Genomic DNA, 14,194 nt, shown 5'->3' with positions numbered 1-14,194 from the left:
CTCCTAGACCGCCGCAGAGCCGACACGGCCCTTGCGCAATGCATCGATGACCGCTTCTTTCGGGCCGTCGGCGACGATCCGCCCGTTGTCCAGCACCACCAGCCGGTCCACCAGGCTGAGCATCGAGGTGCGGTGAGTGACCAGCAGCAGGGTTTTGCCCTGAATCCAGCCGTGGAGTTTTTGCCGCAGGACGTCTTCGCTGCTGTTGTCCATGGCGCTGGTGGGTTCATCGAGCAGCATGATCGGCGGGTCGAGCAACAAGGCCCGCGCCAGCAACACCGCTTGCCGTTGACCGCCCGACAACAACTGACCACGCTCGCCCACCGGCCGGTCGAAGCCCTGGGGATGTTGGCGAGCCAGTTCGGTGACGCCGGTCAGTTCAGCGACTTCAAGCATTCGGGCGTCGCTGATGTAGCGCGCGCCCAGGGTCAGGTTGTCGCGCAGGCTGCCGGCCAGCAGCGGCAGGTCGTGGGCGACATAGCCGATCTGTTGACGCAGGTCGGCGACGTCCAGCTGCCGCAGGTCCAGGCCATCGAGCAGCAACTGGCCTTCTTCCGGCGCATAGAAACCCATCACCAGCCGCGCCAATGTGCTTTTGCCCGAGCCGCTGCGGCCGATGATGCCGATCCGTTCGCCGGGTTTCATGCTGAAGCTGACGTTGGCCAGGGCCGGAGCATTCTGGCCGTTGTAGTGGAACGTCACGCCGCTGACGTCGAGCGCGCCTTGCAGTTGCGTGCGCTCCAGCGGCCGCTGTTTGGCGTCACGTTCTTGCGGCAACGACATCAGCGCATCGGTGCTTTTCATGGTCAGTTGTGCTTGCTGATAACGGGTGATCAGCCCGGCGATTTGCCCCAGCGGCGCGAGCACGCGGCTGCCGAGCATGTAGGTCGCCACTAGCGCGCCGACGCTGAGGTTGCCGGCGATGATGCTGTAGACCCCGGCGACGATGGTCGCCATGCCGGAGAATTGCTGAATGAACAACGTGCCGTTGGTGGCCAGCGCCGAGAGGTTGCGCGCATGACTGTCGAGGCGGGTGAGGGCGCCGTGGGTGCTTTCCCATGTGTGCTGGCGTTCGCTTTCGGCGCTGCACGCCTTGAGGGTTTCCAGGCCGCCGAGGGTTTCGATCAGCAGGGCCTGGCGTTCGGCGCCAAGGCTCAGACTCTTCTGCACGGTGTCGCGCAAACGTGCCTGAATCACCATGGCGAAGATGATCGTGATGGGGAAGGCCAACAGCGGAATCACCACCAGCCAGCCGCCGAGCAGGCCGATCACCACCAGCATCAACACCGCGAAGGGCAGGTCGATCAGGCTGGTCAGCGTCACGGCGGTAAGAAATTCCCGCAGGCCCTGAAAGTCATGAATGCTCTGGGCGAAACCACCGATGGTTGCTGGCCGCGCTTTCATCGCCATGCCCGTGATGCGTTCGAACAAGGTCGCCGAAAGAATCACGTCGGTTTTCTTCCCGGCGGTGTCCAGCAAATGCGCGCGAACCACCCGCAGTACCAGTTCGAAGCCGGTGCCGATCAGCAAGCCGATCGACAGCACCCACAAGGTTGAAGTGGCCTGATTCGGCACCACACGGTCGTAGGTTTGCATCACGAACAGCGGCACCATCAGCCCGAGGAGGTTGATCAGAAAACTTGCCAGAATCGCATCGCTGTAGAGCCACTTCGACAACTTCAACGTGTCGCGAAACCACGCCTCGACTCGCGGCACCAGCGGCGCGCGCAAGTCTTCGAGTTCATGCCGCGGCCGGGCGAACAAGGCCTGGCCGCTGTAGTTGGTGGCCAGCTCGTCCGTGCTGACCCATTGTTCTCCGCCGTCGGCTTCACTCGGCAGAATCAGCGCCTGACCGTCATCGCCCAAGCGCCGCAAGATTGCGCAGCGGCCATGGTTGAGGATCAGCATCACAGGCAGGTTGAGCGCGCAAATCTCCCCCAGTTCACGGCGCAACACACGCGCCTGCAAACTGGCCCGGGCCGCTGCGCGCGGCAGCAGGTCCAGACTCAAGCGTTGGTGTGCCATTGGCAGCCCGGCGCTCAGGCTGGCGCGACTGACCGTCGCGCCGTGGAGTTTGCAGAGAATCAACAGACCGTCCAGAAGCGGGTCATCGAAGCTCAGCCGCGGATCGACACCCGTGTTGCCGGGTTCCATGCTGGTCACAATGAGCGCTCCTGTTGAGCTACGGCAATTGGCATAAATATCTACACATCGCCCTGTAGGAGCTGCCGAAGGCTCGGGCCGCGTTCGGCAGCTCCTACAGGGTTATTTCATTTCAGTTCAGGCAAGCGAGCTTCGTTTTTCACTTCGGTGGAGGCGATCGCATCGGCGGGCAGCACCACCCGTTGTTTGCTCAGCAACTGACCCATGTTCGCCAGCACGCGGTACATCGAAAACTCCTCGGTGTAGCGCACTTCGGTGTAGCGGCGGTTGGCGTTGTAGAGTTCGTTTTCACTGTCGAGCAAGTCGAGCAAGGTCCGTTGGCCAAGGCCGAACTGATCCTGATACGCGGCCCGCACACGGGTGGTGGTTTCGGCGTATTCACGGGCGGTCGGGGTTTGTTTCTTGGCGTTGAGCATGGCGTTCCAGGCCAGGTGGATGTTCTCGTTGAGTTGGCGCAGGGCGTTGTTGCGGATGTCCAGCGCCTGGTTGATCTGGTGCGCATTGGAGGCCAGCCGGGCCTTGTCGCTGCCGCCGCGGAACAGGTTGTAGTTCATCACCACACCCACTCGCCATTCGTTGTCGTGGCCTTCGTCGCCCTGAATATTGTTGTTCGCGCCCACCGCCGCTTCAGCATCAAAACGCGGGTAGAACGGCGACTTGGAGACTTCATACTGGCTTTCGGCCGATTGCACATCGGCCTGGGCGGATTTCAGGTACGGGTTGTTTTCCACCATGCTCTGCTGGGCTTCCGGCAGGGTGGCGGGCAATTCGCCGCGGGTCGATGGCGGTGCTTCGAGTTCATCGGGCATGCGCCCCACGACGCTGTAGAAATTCGTCTCGGCATCGGCCAGATCGACTTCGGCGGTGTCGAGGTTGTTCTCTGCTAGTGCCCGGCGAGCCGTGGACTGGTCGGCGTCGGCGTTGCTGCCGACCCCACGTTCGGTGCGCAGGCCGATCTGATCGTTGACCCGCATGTGCGCTTGCAGGTTGTTCTTGGCCAGGGTCACCAGTTCGCGGCGCTTGAGCACTTCGAGGTACACCTCGACGGTGCGCAGGGCCAGATCCTGGGCGGTGCCCTGAGCGTAATAGGCTCGCGAGTTGGCCACGCCTTTGGTGCGCGCGACCTCGTTGGAGGTGTTGAAACCGTCGAACAGCATTTGCCGCAGGCGCAGTTCCGACTGGGTGTAGGTGAGGATCTCGGTGTGGTGATTGCCCTGCGCCCGAGTGGTGGTGTTATCGCTGTACCCGCGCCCGTAGCCGGCGTTCAAATCCACCGATGGATAAAAGCCCCCTTTGGCGACTTTAATCTGCTCGTCGGCCGAGAGCCGGGCATCGACCCGCGACGCCAGTTCCGGGTGGGTCGCAATGGTGCTCTGGATCGCCTCGGTCAATGACATCGCCTGAGCCTGAGAAGTGCAGGCCATGGCCAGCAAAATCGCGCTGCAGAGGGGGGTTAAAACGCGCATGGATGCCTCTCCCTGATTCCTGATGGTACTTAGTGATCCGCCAGATATTTGACGTTATTTTTAAGTGAAACCGTCTCACGCTTGTTACAACAGAGCTAAGAACATCCTGACGCGAAGCTAAGAAGGATTTCTCATAAGTCTTATGCCGAAAAAAACTTATGCGCTCTGAAAAATCCAGCACATTGTTCAATGCGAAAGCCTTTGTTTATGAGCTCTCAGGAGCATTGAAGGGCTTGATGAAAGTTCAATCCACTTTTCGACACAGAGCGAAGAAGTGCTGGAGGGGAGGAGGCGGGACGGTTTAGAGGCGACAATTTTTTGTCACTCAAGTGATTCAAAACCGTTACGCATCGTTAGCAGGGCGGTTATTTTTGGAAGTGGACCCCGATGCCATTGATTGCAGAGGGTTTTATCCCTATCCAGACATTCCCCTTGCCAGCGACACGTTTGGCGACAGAGTCGGGAGGCAGTGGTTTACCTCAGGTAAACGCTATCTCGGCAGACGATCTGCCAGGCAACCTGCTTAACCGTGGGCACGTTCTTCGCGCAAACAGGATGCCGACACCCGTTGGCAGCGGAGGAAATGCACATGGCAACGCTCATCGGTATCGTCAGTAAGGTCATCGGTCAGGTGTACGCAGTGGCGGGTGATGGCACCCGACGCACCCTGGTCGAGGGCGATCGGCTGTTTGCCGGCGAGCAACTGGTCACCGGGGCCGAAGGCGCGGTGGCGGTGCAATTGAAAAATGGCCAGGAGCTGACTCTGGGGCGTGACAGCAGCCTGCAGATGACGGCCCAATTACTGGCGCATCAGGCCCCGCACGTGGAGACCGCCGATGCGGTGACGCCGAGCCAGGCGCAACTGACCGATGTCGAGCAACTGCAAAAAGCTATTGCCGCCGGTGCCGACCCGACCCAGACCGGTGAAGCCACCGCCGCCGGGCCGGGCGCCTCGGGCGCGCCGGGTGGATTGGGTGGTGGTCACAGTTTTGTGTTGCTGGAGGAAGTGGCGGGCCGGGTCGATCCCACGATCGGTTTCCCCACCGCGGGCTTCAACGGTATTCCCGAATTCCCCCTGGAACGCCGGGACCCGGACAATGGTGCAGGAGGTACAGGCACGCCGAATAACCCGGTCACCCTCATTGGCCTTTCGGTGGCGGGGGGCGAACTGACCCTCAATGAAGCCAACCTGGCGGACGGTTCGGCCAGCAACCCCGGAGCACTGATTCAAAACGGCACCTTCACGGTCATTGCTGCTGACGGGCTGACCAGCCTGAGCATCGGCGGGATCAACGTGATCAGTGGCGGTGTGCCCGCCGGTTTTCCGCAGTCGATCACCACGCAACTGGGCAACACCCTGACGATCACCGGTTACAACCCGGCCACCGGCGTGGTGAGTTACAGCTACACCCTGGTCGGCAACGAAACCCACTCGGCTGGCGCCGGCGCCAACAACCTGAGTGAACAGTTCACCGTGGTCGCCAGTGACAGCAACGGCGATACCGCCACCGGTTCGCTGGACGTCAACATCACCGACGATGTGCCCAAAGCCATCGACGACACCAACGCCAATAGCGCCTCGCAAATCCTGCTGACCCTGACCGGCAGCGTGCTGCCCAACGACCTCCAGGGCGCCGATCGCATTGCCACCGGCCCCGACAGCGGGCCGATCATTGGCGGTACGTTCAACGGGACTTACGGCACACTGGTACTCAACGCCAACGGCACGTACACCTACACCCTGAACACCAGCGATGCCGACTTCAAAGCCTTGAACGGTGGCGGCAATGCCACGGAAACCTTCACCTACACCCTGACGGATGCCGACGGCGATACCAGCACCGCAAACCTGGTGCTGAGTATCCAGAACAACGATGACCCAGTGACCCTCGATGGCCTGAACGTCAACGGCGGTGAACTCAACGTTTATGAGAAAAACCTCAGCGACGGCAGCAGCCCCAACACACCGGCCTTGACCCAGAGCGGCACCTTCACCGTCACCGCCCTCGACGGTTTGCAAACCCTGACCGTGGGCGGCATCGCGGTAGTCACCGGTGGCGTGGCCGCAGGCTTCCCGCAATCGATTGTCACTGCGCTCGGCAATATGCTGACCATCACCGGTTTCAACAGCACGACCGGCGTGGTCAGCTACAGCTACACCCTGACGGATAACGAAACCCACCCGAACGCCGACGGCACCAACAGCATCACCGAGAACCTCAACGTCGTCGCCACGGACGTCGATGGCAGCACGGCATTGGGTCAGATCAACGTCAACATCGTCGATGACTTGCCCACCGCCAACCCTGATCTCGCCACGATAGGCGAGGGCGCAACGGCCTCGGGCAACGTGCTGAACAATGACGTCGGTGGCGCCGATGGCCCGGCACTCAGTGGTGCGGTGGTCGGCGTGCGCGCCGGCAGCGACACCTCGACTTCAGCCATCGGCGGCTTGAATACGCAAATCAACGGCACCTACGGCTACCTGACTCTGGATGCCAACGGCAACGCCGTGTATCACAGCAACCCGAACTCGGTCAGCGCACCGGGCGCCACGGATGTGTTCACCTACACCGTGCGTGATGCCGATGGCGATGAAAGCACCACGACCATCACCATTAACGTGGCCGATTGCACCCTCGTAGCGGCCAGCGATAACGACGTGACGGTTCACGAAAAAGCGCTGGATTTGATTAAGGACGGCCAGGACCTGGCAGCGGGCACCGTCACCGGCAGTCAACCTGGCAGCACCGGCGAAACTGCCTCTGGAACACTGGTCGGTTCCGTCACCGGTGCCACTGGCGTGATCACCTACACCCTGGTCGGCAGCGCCACCGGAACCTACGGGCAAATCCTGCTCAACCCGAACGGTTCTTACACCTACACCCTGACGTCCGCGCCAACGACTACACCCAACGCCAACGACGGGTCGAATACCCTGAGCGAAAGTTTTACCTATCAAGCCACCGATCCCTTGGGCAACAGCGTCACCAGTACCATCGTGATCAACATCGTCGACGACGTACCCACCGCCCACGCCGATGCAGTCTCGGTGGCGGAGGGCGGAACCGTCAGCGGTAATGTCTTGGGCAACGATGTGCTCGGCGCTGACGGCCCTGCGTCGGGTGGCGCGGTAGTCGGCGTGCGCGCCGGCAGTGACACGTCGACTTCAGCCATCGGCGGCCTGAACACGCAAATCAACGGCAGCTATGGCTACCTGACGCTGGATGCCAACGGCAACGCCGTGTACCACAGCAATCCGAACGCGGTCAGCGCGCCGGGCGCAACTGACGTGTTCACCTACACCGTGCGCGATGCCGACGGTGATGAAAGCACCACAACGATTACCATCGACGTGGCCAACTGCTCCCTCGTCGTTGCTCCCGATACCGATGTGACGGTTCAGGAAAAAGCGCTGGATTTGACCAAGGATGGACAGGACCTGGCAGCAGGCACCGTCACCGGCAGCGAGCCGGGCAATACCGGAGAAACCGCCAGTGGCACCTTGGTCGGCTCCATCTCCGGCGCTACTGGCGCGATCACTTACACGTTGGTCGGTAGCACCACCGGGACCTATGGGCAGATCCTGCTCAACCCGGACGGCTCCTACACCTACACGCTGACGTCCGCACCAGCGACCACCCCCAATGCCAACGACGGACCGAACACCCTGAGCGACAGTTTCACCTATACCGCCACCGACGCCGTGGGCAACAGCGTCACCAGCACCATCGTGATCAGCATCGTCGATGATGTGCCGACTGCTCACTGCGATTCCGTCTCGGTGGTGGAGGGCGGTACGGTCAGCGGTAATGTACTGGCCAACGATGTGCTCGGTGCTGACGGCCCGGCATGGGGAGGTGCAGTGGTCGGCGTGCGCGCCGGCAGCGACACGTCGACCTCGGTCATCGGCGGTTTGAACACGCAAATCAACGGCAGCCATGGTTACCTGACGCTGGATGCCAGCGGCAACGCCGTGTACCACAGCAACCCGAACTCGGTCGGCGAACCGGGCGCCACGGATGTGTTCACCTACACCGTGCGCGACGCCGATGGCGATGAAAGCACCACCACGATCACCATCGACGTCCACAACAGCTGCCTCGTAACGGTCACCGATACCGACGTGACGGTTTACGAAAAAGCTCTGGATTTGACCCAGGACGGCCAGGACCTGGCAGTGGGCAGCGTCACTGGCTCCGAGCCGGGCAACACCGGTGAAACCGGTTCCGGTACGCTGGTCGGTGCAGTCACCGGCGCCAGCGTTGCGATCACCTACACCCTGGTCGGCAGCGCCACCGGAACCTACGGGCAAATCCTGCTCAACCCCGACGGCAGCTACACCTACACCTTGACCTCGGCACCGAAAACTTCGCCCGACGCCAACGACGGCGCGAACACCCTGAACGAAAGCTTCACCTATACCGCCACCGATGCCGTGGGCAACAGCACCACCGGCACTCTTGTGGTCAGCATCGTCGATGATGTGCCCAACGCCGTCGCCGCGGACCGTTCGGTGCCCGCGCTGCAGATCGACTCCAACCTTTTACTGGTGATCGACGTGTCCGGGAGCATGGTCGACCCTTCCGGTGTATCGGGGCTGTCGCGGCTGGACCTGGCCAAGCAGGCGATCAGCGCATTGCTCGACAAGTACGACGACCTCGGCGATGTGAAAGTGCAGATCGTCACCTTCAGCAGCAGCGCCACAGACAAAACCTCGATGTGGGTGGATGTGGCGACCGCCAAGGCGATCATCGCTACGCTGACAGCTGGCGGCGGCACCAACTACGACGCCGCCGTGGCGACCATGCAAACCGCGTTCAACACCTCGGGCAAACTCACCGGGGCGCAGAACGTCGGTTACTTCTTCTCCGATGGCAAACCCAACGAAGGCGACATCGGCCCCGCGGACGAGGCCGCGCTCAAAGCCTTCCTCGACGCCAATGGCATCAAGAACTACGCCATCGGGCTGGGCAGCGGCGTCAGTAACGCCAGCCTCGATCCAGTGGCCTATGACGGCAGCACGCACACCAACACCAACGCCGTGATAGTGACTGACCTCAATCAACTCAACTCGGTACTCTCGGGCACTGTGCAAGGCGCGCCGGTCACTGGTTCGCTGCTGGGTGAGGGCGGTACATTCGGTGCCGATGGCGGATTCATCAAATCCCTCACGATCGACGGCACCACTTATACCTACGACCCGAAAGCCAACAGCAATCAGGGGGCGCTGAGCTTCAGCGGCGGCGCCAATCACGGCACCTTCAACACCGCCAACAACACCCTGAGCATCGCCACCGACAACAGCGGCACCCTGCTGGTGAACCTCGATACCGGCGAGTACACCTACCTCTCGCAGAAAACCACGGCCGCGGTGATCACTGAAAACATCGGCTTTACCGTTAGCGACAACGATGGCGATCTGGCCAGCTCCACGCTGGTGATCAACGTGATTGCGAACACGCCACCGGTGGCGGTCGATGACCACGTCATCACCAACGTGCTGTCGGGCAGCATTGTGGTGCCGGGTGAATTGCTGCTGGTCAACGACACTGACGTCAATGGCGATGCGCTCACGGCATCGCCAACCACCTTCAACACCGGCTGGACGGCCAGGGGCGCGGACTTTACCGGCACCAACCCGAACTTCAGCTTCACCGGAAATAACCAGGCAGTGACCATCGCCCGCAGCGCATTCGTCGCCAACACCGCGGCCATGACGGCAGTGCTGGTGGTCAGCGGGGCACTGGGATCAGTCAATACCAACAATACCAATGATGAGGACCGGATCACCGTCAACCTCAAACAGGGGGAAACCCTCAACCTGGACCACAACCTGGCGGCGGGTCACATCACCGTGGAGTACTCGGTCAACGGCGGGGCTTTCATTGCCATCGCCGACGGCCAGACCCTCACCGCCACGGCGGACGGCACGTACCAGATCCACATCACTAACATCGACGACGGTGGGCCGGGCAACAGCGGGAAGGGGTCGGAAAACTATCAGCTGACCATGACCGTCAACTACGCCGCAGCTCAGGACAGCGCTGCGGACTACCACGACACCTACACCGCCAACGACAACCACGGCGGCAGCGACTCGGCCAATGTGACCATCAGCTATCAGGACGGCCATACGCTGACCGGCACTTCGGGCGACGACGTACTGGTGGCGGGCGCTGGCAACAACGTCATCAATGCCGGCGACGGCAACGATGTGCTCACCGCAGGTTCAGGCAACAACGAGATGCACGGCGGCGCGGGCAACGACTTGCTGTTCAGCGGAGCGGGCAATGACCTGCTCGACGGCGGCGTCGGCAACGACACCGCGAACTACGCCCACGCCATCGCCGGGGTCACCGTCGACCTGGGCCTGCTTACCGCGCAAAATACCCTTGGCGCCGGCACCGACACCTTGACCGGCATCGAAAACCTCACCGGCTCAAACTTCAACGACAGCCTCATGGGGAACAACAACAGCAACATCATCAACGGCGGTTTGGGTAACGATGTGCTCAATGGCGGGGGCGGCGACGACTTCCTCATCGGCGGCCTCGGCAACAACACCCTCACCGGCGGCAGCGGCGCCGACACCTTCCAGTGGCTCAAAGGCAACAGCGGCCACGACGTCATCACCGACTTCACCCCAGGCACCGACAAACTCGACCTGTCGCAACTGCTGCAGGGTGAAAACGGCACTGCGGCATCGCTGGATGACTACCTGCACTTCACCGTCAGCGGCAGTGGCGCCTCGGTGATTACCAGCATCGACGTCAGCGCCATGGCCGGCGCCACGCCGAACCAGACCATCGACCTGGCGGGTGTGAACCTGGCCAGCCACTACGGCGTCACGCCGGGGGTGGATGGGGTGATTGCTGGCGGTCACGATACCGCGACCATCATCAACGGGATGCTCAATGACCATTCGTTGAAGGTGGATACGGTGTGAGCTGAAACGATAAAACCCGTCATTCCTGTGGAAAGGAATGGCGGGTTCTTTGTTGTTTGAGGTTTTGAAAGTCAAAAGATCGCAGCCTTCGGCAGCTCCTATGGACTCGGTGTTCACCGCCCTATTGCGGTTGAGCACAATCCCGCGTAGGAGCTGCCGAAGGCTGCGATCTTTTGATCTACCAACCCTATGTCCCTGGAGCAAAAAAGCCAGGTCCGGGTTGAATATCGACGGTCCTGAGTTTTTTGTTGGGGCTTAGGGCCTCTTCGCGGGCAAGTCGGATCGCCGCACCGCTCGCTCCGACTTGCCCGCGAAGCTTTGACTCAGGTCGCCTCGTTCAGGTATTTGCCCACAGTCGCCACGTTGTCGAGCGAGTATTGCTTGCTCAGGTTGGCGATCATTTTGTTCAGGGCTATCGCGAGCAGGCTCGCTTGTATGTTTAGACTTGAAGGGGGGGGCGTGTCGTGTGTGTACCGAACTCGACACAATTACCGCAGGAGCTAGTCTTGTCTTGACCGCGCCGACGATTTACCGATCATCGGGTCCCGCAGCGGCGCTGGTTCCGCTACAATACGCGCCGATTTCGACTTGCCTGAGAGCCCGCTCATGTCCGCCTGCCAGACGCCTATCATCGTCGCCCTGGATTTCCCTACCCGTGACGCCGCACTGAAGCTGGCCGATCAACTGGACCCGAAGCTGTGCCGGGTCAAAGTCGGTAAAGAACTGTTCACCAGTTGCGCCTCGGAAATCGTCGGCACTCTGCGCGACAAAGGCTTCGAAGTGTTCCTGGACCTCAAGTTCCACGATATTCCGAACACCACCGCCATGGCCGTCAAGGCCGCCGCGGAAATGGGCGTGTGGATGGTCAATGTGCACTGCTCCGGCGGTCTGCGCATGATGGCTGCCTGCCGAGAAGTGCTCGATCAGCGTAGCGGCCCGAAACCGCTGTTGATCGGCGTGACCGTGCTGACCAGCATGGAGCGTGAGGATCTGGCGGGTATCGGTCTGGACATCGAGCCACAAGAGCAGGTGCTGCGCCTGGCCGCGCTGGCGGAAAAAGCCGGGATGGACGGTCTGGTCTGCTCAGCCCTGGAAGCCCAGGCCTTGAAAGCCGCTCACCCGTCGCTGCAACTGGTGACTCCGGGGATTCGTCCGGCGGGCAGCGCCCAGGACGATCAACGCCGCATCCTCACCCCGCGTCAGGCGCTGGACGCCGGTTCCGACTACCTGGTGATCGGCCGTCCGATCAGCCAGGCGGCGGATCCGGCGAAGGCGTTGGCGGCGGTCGTCGCAGAAATCGCTTAACCAAACGCTGAAGCTCAAAATGTGGGAGCGAGCCTGCTCGCGATGAGGGAGTGTCAGTCGACATCAATGTTGGCTGATACACCGCTATCGCGAGCAGGCTCGCTCCCACATTGGTTTTGTGGTTCTTTCAGATATCGGGTTAAACCTTCAACACCAACTTCCCGAAATTCTCGCCGCTGAACAATTTCATCAGCGTTTCCGGGAATGTTTCCAGCCCTTCAACAATATCTTCCTTGCTCTTGAGCTGCCCCTTGGCCATCCAGCCGGCCATTTCCTGCCCGGCAGCGGCGAACTGCGCGGCGTAATCCATCACCACGAAGCCTTCCATCCGTGCACGGTTGACCAGCAACGACAGGTAGTTGGCCGGGCCTTTGACCGCTTCCTTGTTGTTGTACTGGCTGATGGCACCGCAAATCACCACCCGCGCCTTCATGTTCAGCCGGCTCAGCACGGCATCGAGAATATCTCCGCCGACGTTATCGAAATACACATCGACCCCTGTAGGGCATTCGCGCTTGAGGCCGGCCTGTACGTCTTCGTTTTTGTAGTCAATGACGCCGTCAAAACCCAGCTCGTCGATCAGGAACTTGCACTTGTCCGCGCCACCGGCAATGCCGATCACCCGGCAACCTTTGATCTTGGCAATCTGCCCGGCAATGCTGCCCACCGCGCCAGCCGCGCCCGACAGCACCACGGTGTCGCCGGCTTTCGGCGCGCCGACATCGAGCAGGGCGAAGTAGGCGGTCATCCCGGTCATGCCCAGCGCGGATAAATAGCGCGGCAGCGGTGCCAGTTTCGGATCGACCTTGTAGAAGCCTCGCGGCTCGCCGAGGAAGTAATCCTGCACACCGAGGGCGCCGTTGACGTAGTCCCCCACGGCAAAACCCGGATTGTTCGATGCGATGACTTTGCCTACGCCCAATGCACGCATGACTTCGCCAATGCCGACCGGAGGGATGTAGGACTTGCCCTCGTTCATCCAGCCACGCATGGCCGGGTCCAGGGACAGGTATTCGTTCTTGACCAGGATCTGACCCGTCGCCGGCTCGCCGACCGGTACTTCCTGATACGTGAACGTCTCACGGGTGGCCGCCCCCACTGGGCGATTGGCGAGCAGGAACTGGCGATTGGTCTGGGTAGTCATGACAGGCACTCAAGATGAATGAAGTCTTGTTGATAGACCTTCATGGGCGATGTCGCAAGGTTGGCTGACGCTGCGAATGCACATCGATCCAGTGCAGTGATAGTCAGGGCGCCGGCTCTATCACTGCTACTCATGGGCAACCCACCGGCCTTCTGATAGTGCTGCCGTGCCATACGCCGCTATGACTAGACTGGCCACACGCGATCCCCTGCATTCTTCCCTCTGAGGACATAACAATGAGCATGACGTTTTCTGGCCAGGTTGCCGTTGTGACAGGCGCGGCCAATGGTATTGGCCGCGCGACCGCTTTGGCGTTCGCCGCTGAAGGATTGAAAGTGATGGTCGCCGATCTGGACGCGGCGGGTGGTGAAGGCACTGTGGCGCTGATTCGTACCGCCGGCGGTGAAGCGACCTTCGTGCGCTGCAACGTCACTCTGGAAGGCGATGTAAAAAATCTGATGGACGAGGTCGTGAATACCTACGGCCGTCTCGACTATGCCTTCAACAACGCCGGTATCGAAATCGAGAAAGGCAAACTGGCCGAAGGCACGATTGATGAGTTCGACGCGATCATGGGCGTCAACGTCAAAGGCGTCTGGCTGTGCATGAAGTATCAGTTGCCGTTGCTGCTGGCCCAGGGCGGCGGTGCGATCGTCAACACCGCTTCGGTCGCCGGCCTGGGGGCTGCGCCGAAAATGAGTATCTACGCTGCCTCGAAACACGCGGTGATCGGCCTGACCAAATCGGCGGCCATTGAATACGCCAAGAAAAAGATTCGCGTGAATGCGGTGTGCCCGGCGGTGATCGACACCGACATGTTCCGTCGAGCTTATGAAGCGGACCCGAAAAAGGGTGAATTCGCCAACGCCATGCACCCGGTCGGGCGTATCGGCAAGGTCGAAGAAATTGCCAGCGCGGTGCTGTACCTGTGCAGCGATGGCGCGGCATTCACCACCGGGCATTCGCTGGCGGTGGACGGTGGGGTTACGGCGTTTTAATGTTCCAGGTCGCGATGAATTCCTTGTAGCAGCTGCCGAGCCCGCGAGGCTGCGTTCGGCTGCGAAGCAGTCGTGACTCCGGTCGGCGCGGTCTGCCTGACGCACCGCAAATTCTGATTTTACGACTGCCTCGTCCGAACGCGGCCCGAGCCGAACGCAGCCTTCGGCA

6 protein-coding genes and 1 pseudogene are annotated in these 14,194 nt (G+C 61.2%); 3 read left to right on the top strand and 4 right to left on the bottom strand.

Features of this window, described 5'->3' with window-relative positions; translation table 11 throughout:
- Positions 1 to 3 precede the first annotated feature (3 nt).
- Positions 4 to 2,163: a type I secretion system permease/ATPase gene (locus tag ACYZT2_RS21485; RefSeq protein ID WP_461967152.1), complete on the bottom strand. Its 2,160-nt coding sequence runs from the start codon at positions 2,161 to 2,163 to the stop codon at positions 4 to 6.
- A gap of 107 nt (positions 2,164 to 2,270) precedes the next feature.
- A complete protein-coding gene (locus ACYZT2_RS21480; RefSeq protein WP_461967150.1) occupies positions 2,271 to 3,629 on the bottom strand; it encodes a TolC family outer membrane protein in 1,359 nt (452 codons plus the stop codon).
- Between the two features lie 589 nt (positions 3,630 to 4,218).
- Here ACYZT2_RS21480 and ACYZT2_RS21475 point away from each other — a divergent pair.
- On the top strand, positions 4,219 to 10,578 hold the full coding sequence (locus ACYZT2_RS21475; RefSeq protein ID WP_461967148.1) for a retention module-containing protein: 6,360 nt from the start codon (positions 4,219 to 4,221) through the stop codon (positions 10,576 to 10,578).
- Positions 10,579 to 10,901: 323 nt separating this feature from the next.
- Here the strand turns inward: ACYZT2_RS21475 and ACYZT2_RS21470 are convergent.
- Positions 10,902 to 10,991 (bottom strand): annotated as a pseudogene (locus tag ACYZT2_RS21470) (histidine kinase); the annotation flags it as partial.
- A 193-nt stretch (positions 10,992 to 11,184) separates the two neighbouring features.
- Between ACYZT2_RS21470 and pyrF the strand changes: the two are divergent.
- Positions 11,185 to 11,883 carry an orotidine-5'-phosphate decarboxylase gene (gene pyrF, locus ACYZT2_RS21465; protein WP_461967146.1) on the top strand — a complete coding sequence of 233 codons (699 nt, stop codon included), beginning with the start codon at positions 11,185 to 11,187 and terminating at the stop codon, positions 11,881 to 11,883.
- A 139-nt stretch (positions 11,884 to 12,022) separates the two neighbouring features.
- Here pyrF and ACYZT2_RS21460 read toward each other — a convergent pair whose 3' ends face one another.
- The gene (locus ACYZT2_RS21460) at positions 12,023 to 13,027 is read right to left on the bottom strand and encodes an NADP-dependent oxidoreductase (RefSeq protein WP_461967144.1); all 1,005 of its coding nucleotides are present in this window, start codon (positions 13,025 to 13,027) and stop codon (positions 12,023 to 12,025) included.
- Between the two features lie 236 nt (positions 13,028 to 13,263).
- Between ACYZT2_RS21460 and ACYZT2_RS21455 the strand changes: the two genes are divergently transcribed.
- Complete coding sequence (locus ACYZT2_RS21455; RefSeq protein ID WP_461967142.1) at positions 13,264 to 14,025, top strand: SDR family oxidoreductase; 762 nt, start codon at positions 13,264 to 13,266, stop codon at positions 14,023 to 14,025.
- The last annotated feature ends 169 nt before the right edge of the window (positions 14,026 to 14,194 follow it).

The organism is Pseudomonas sp. MDT1-85, from assembly GCF_054898065.1.
Note: the sequence above shows the minus strand (reverse complement) of the source record. Positions and strands in the feature narration are given on the sequence as shown.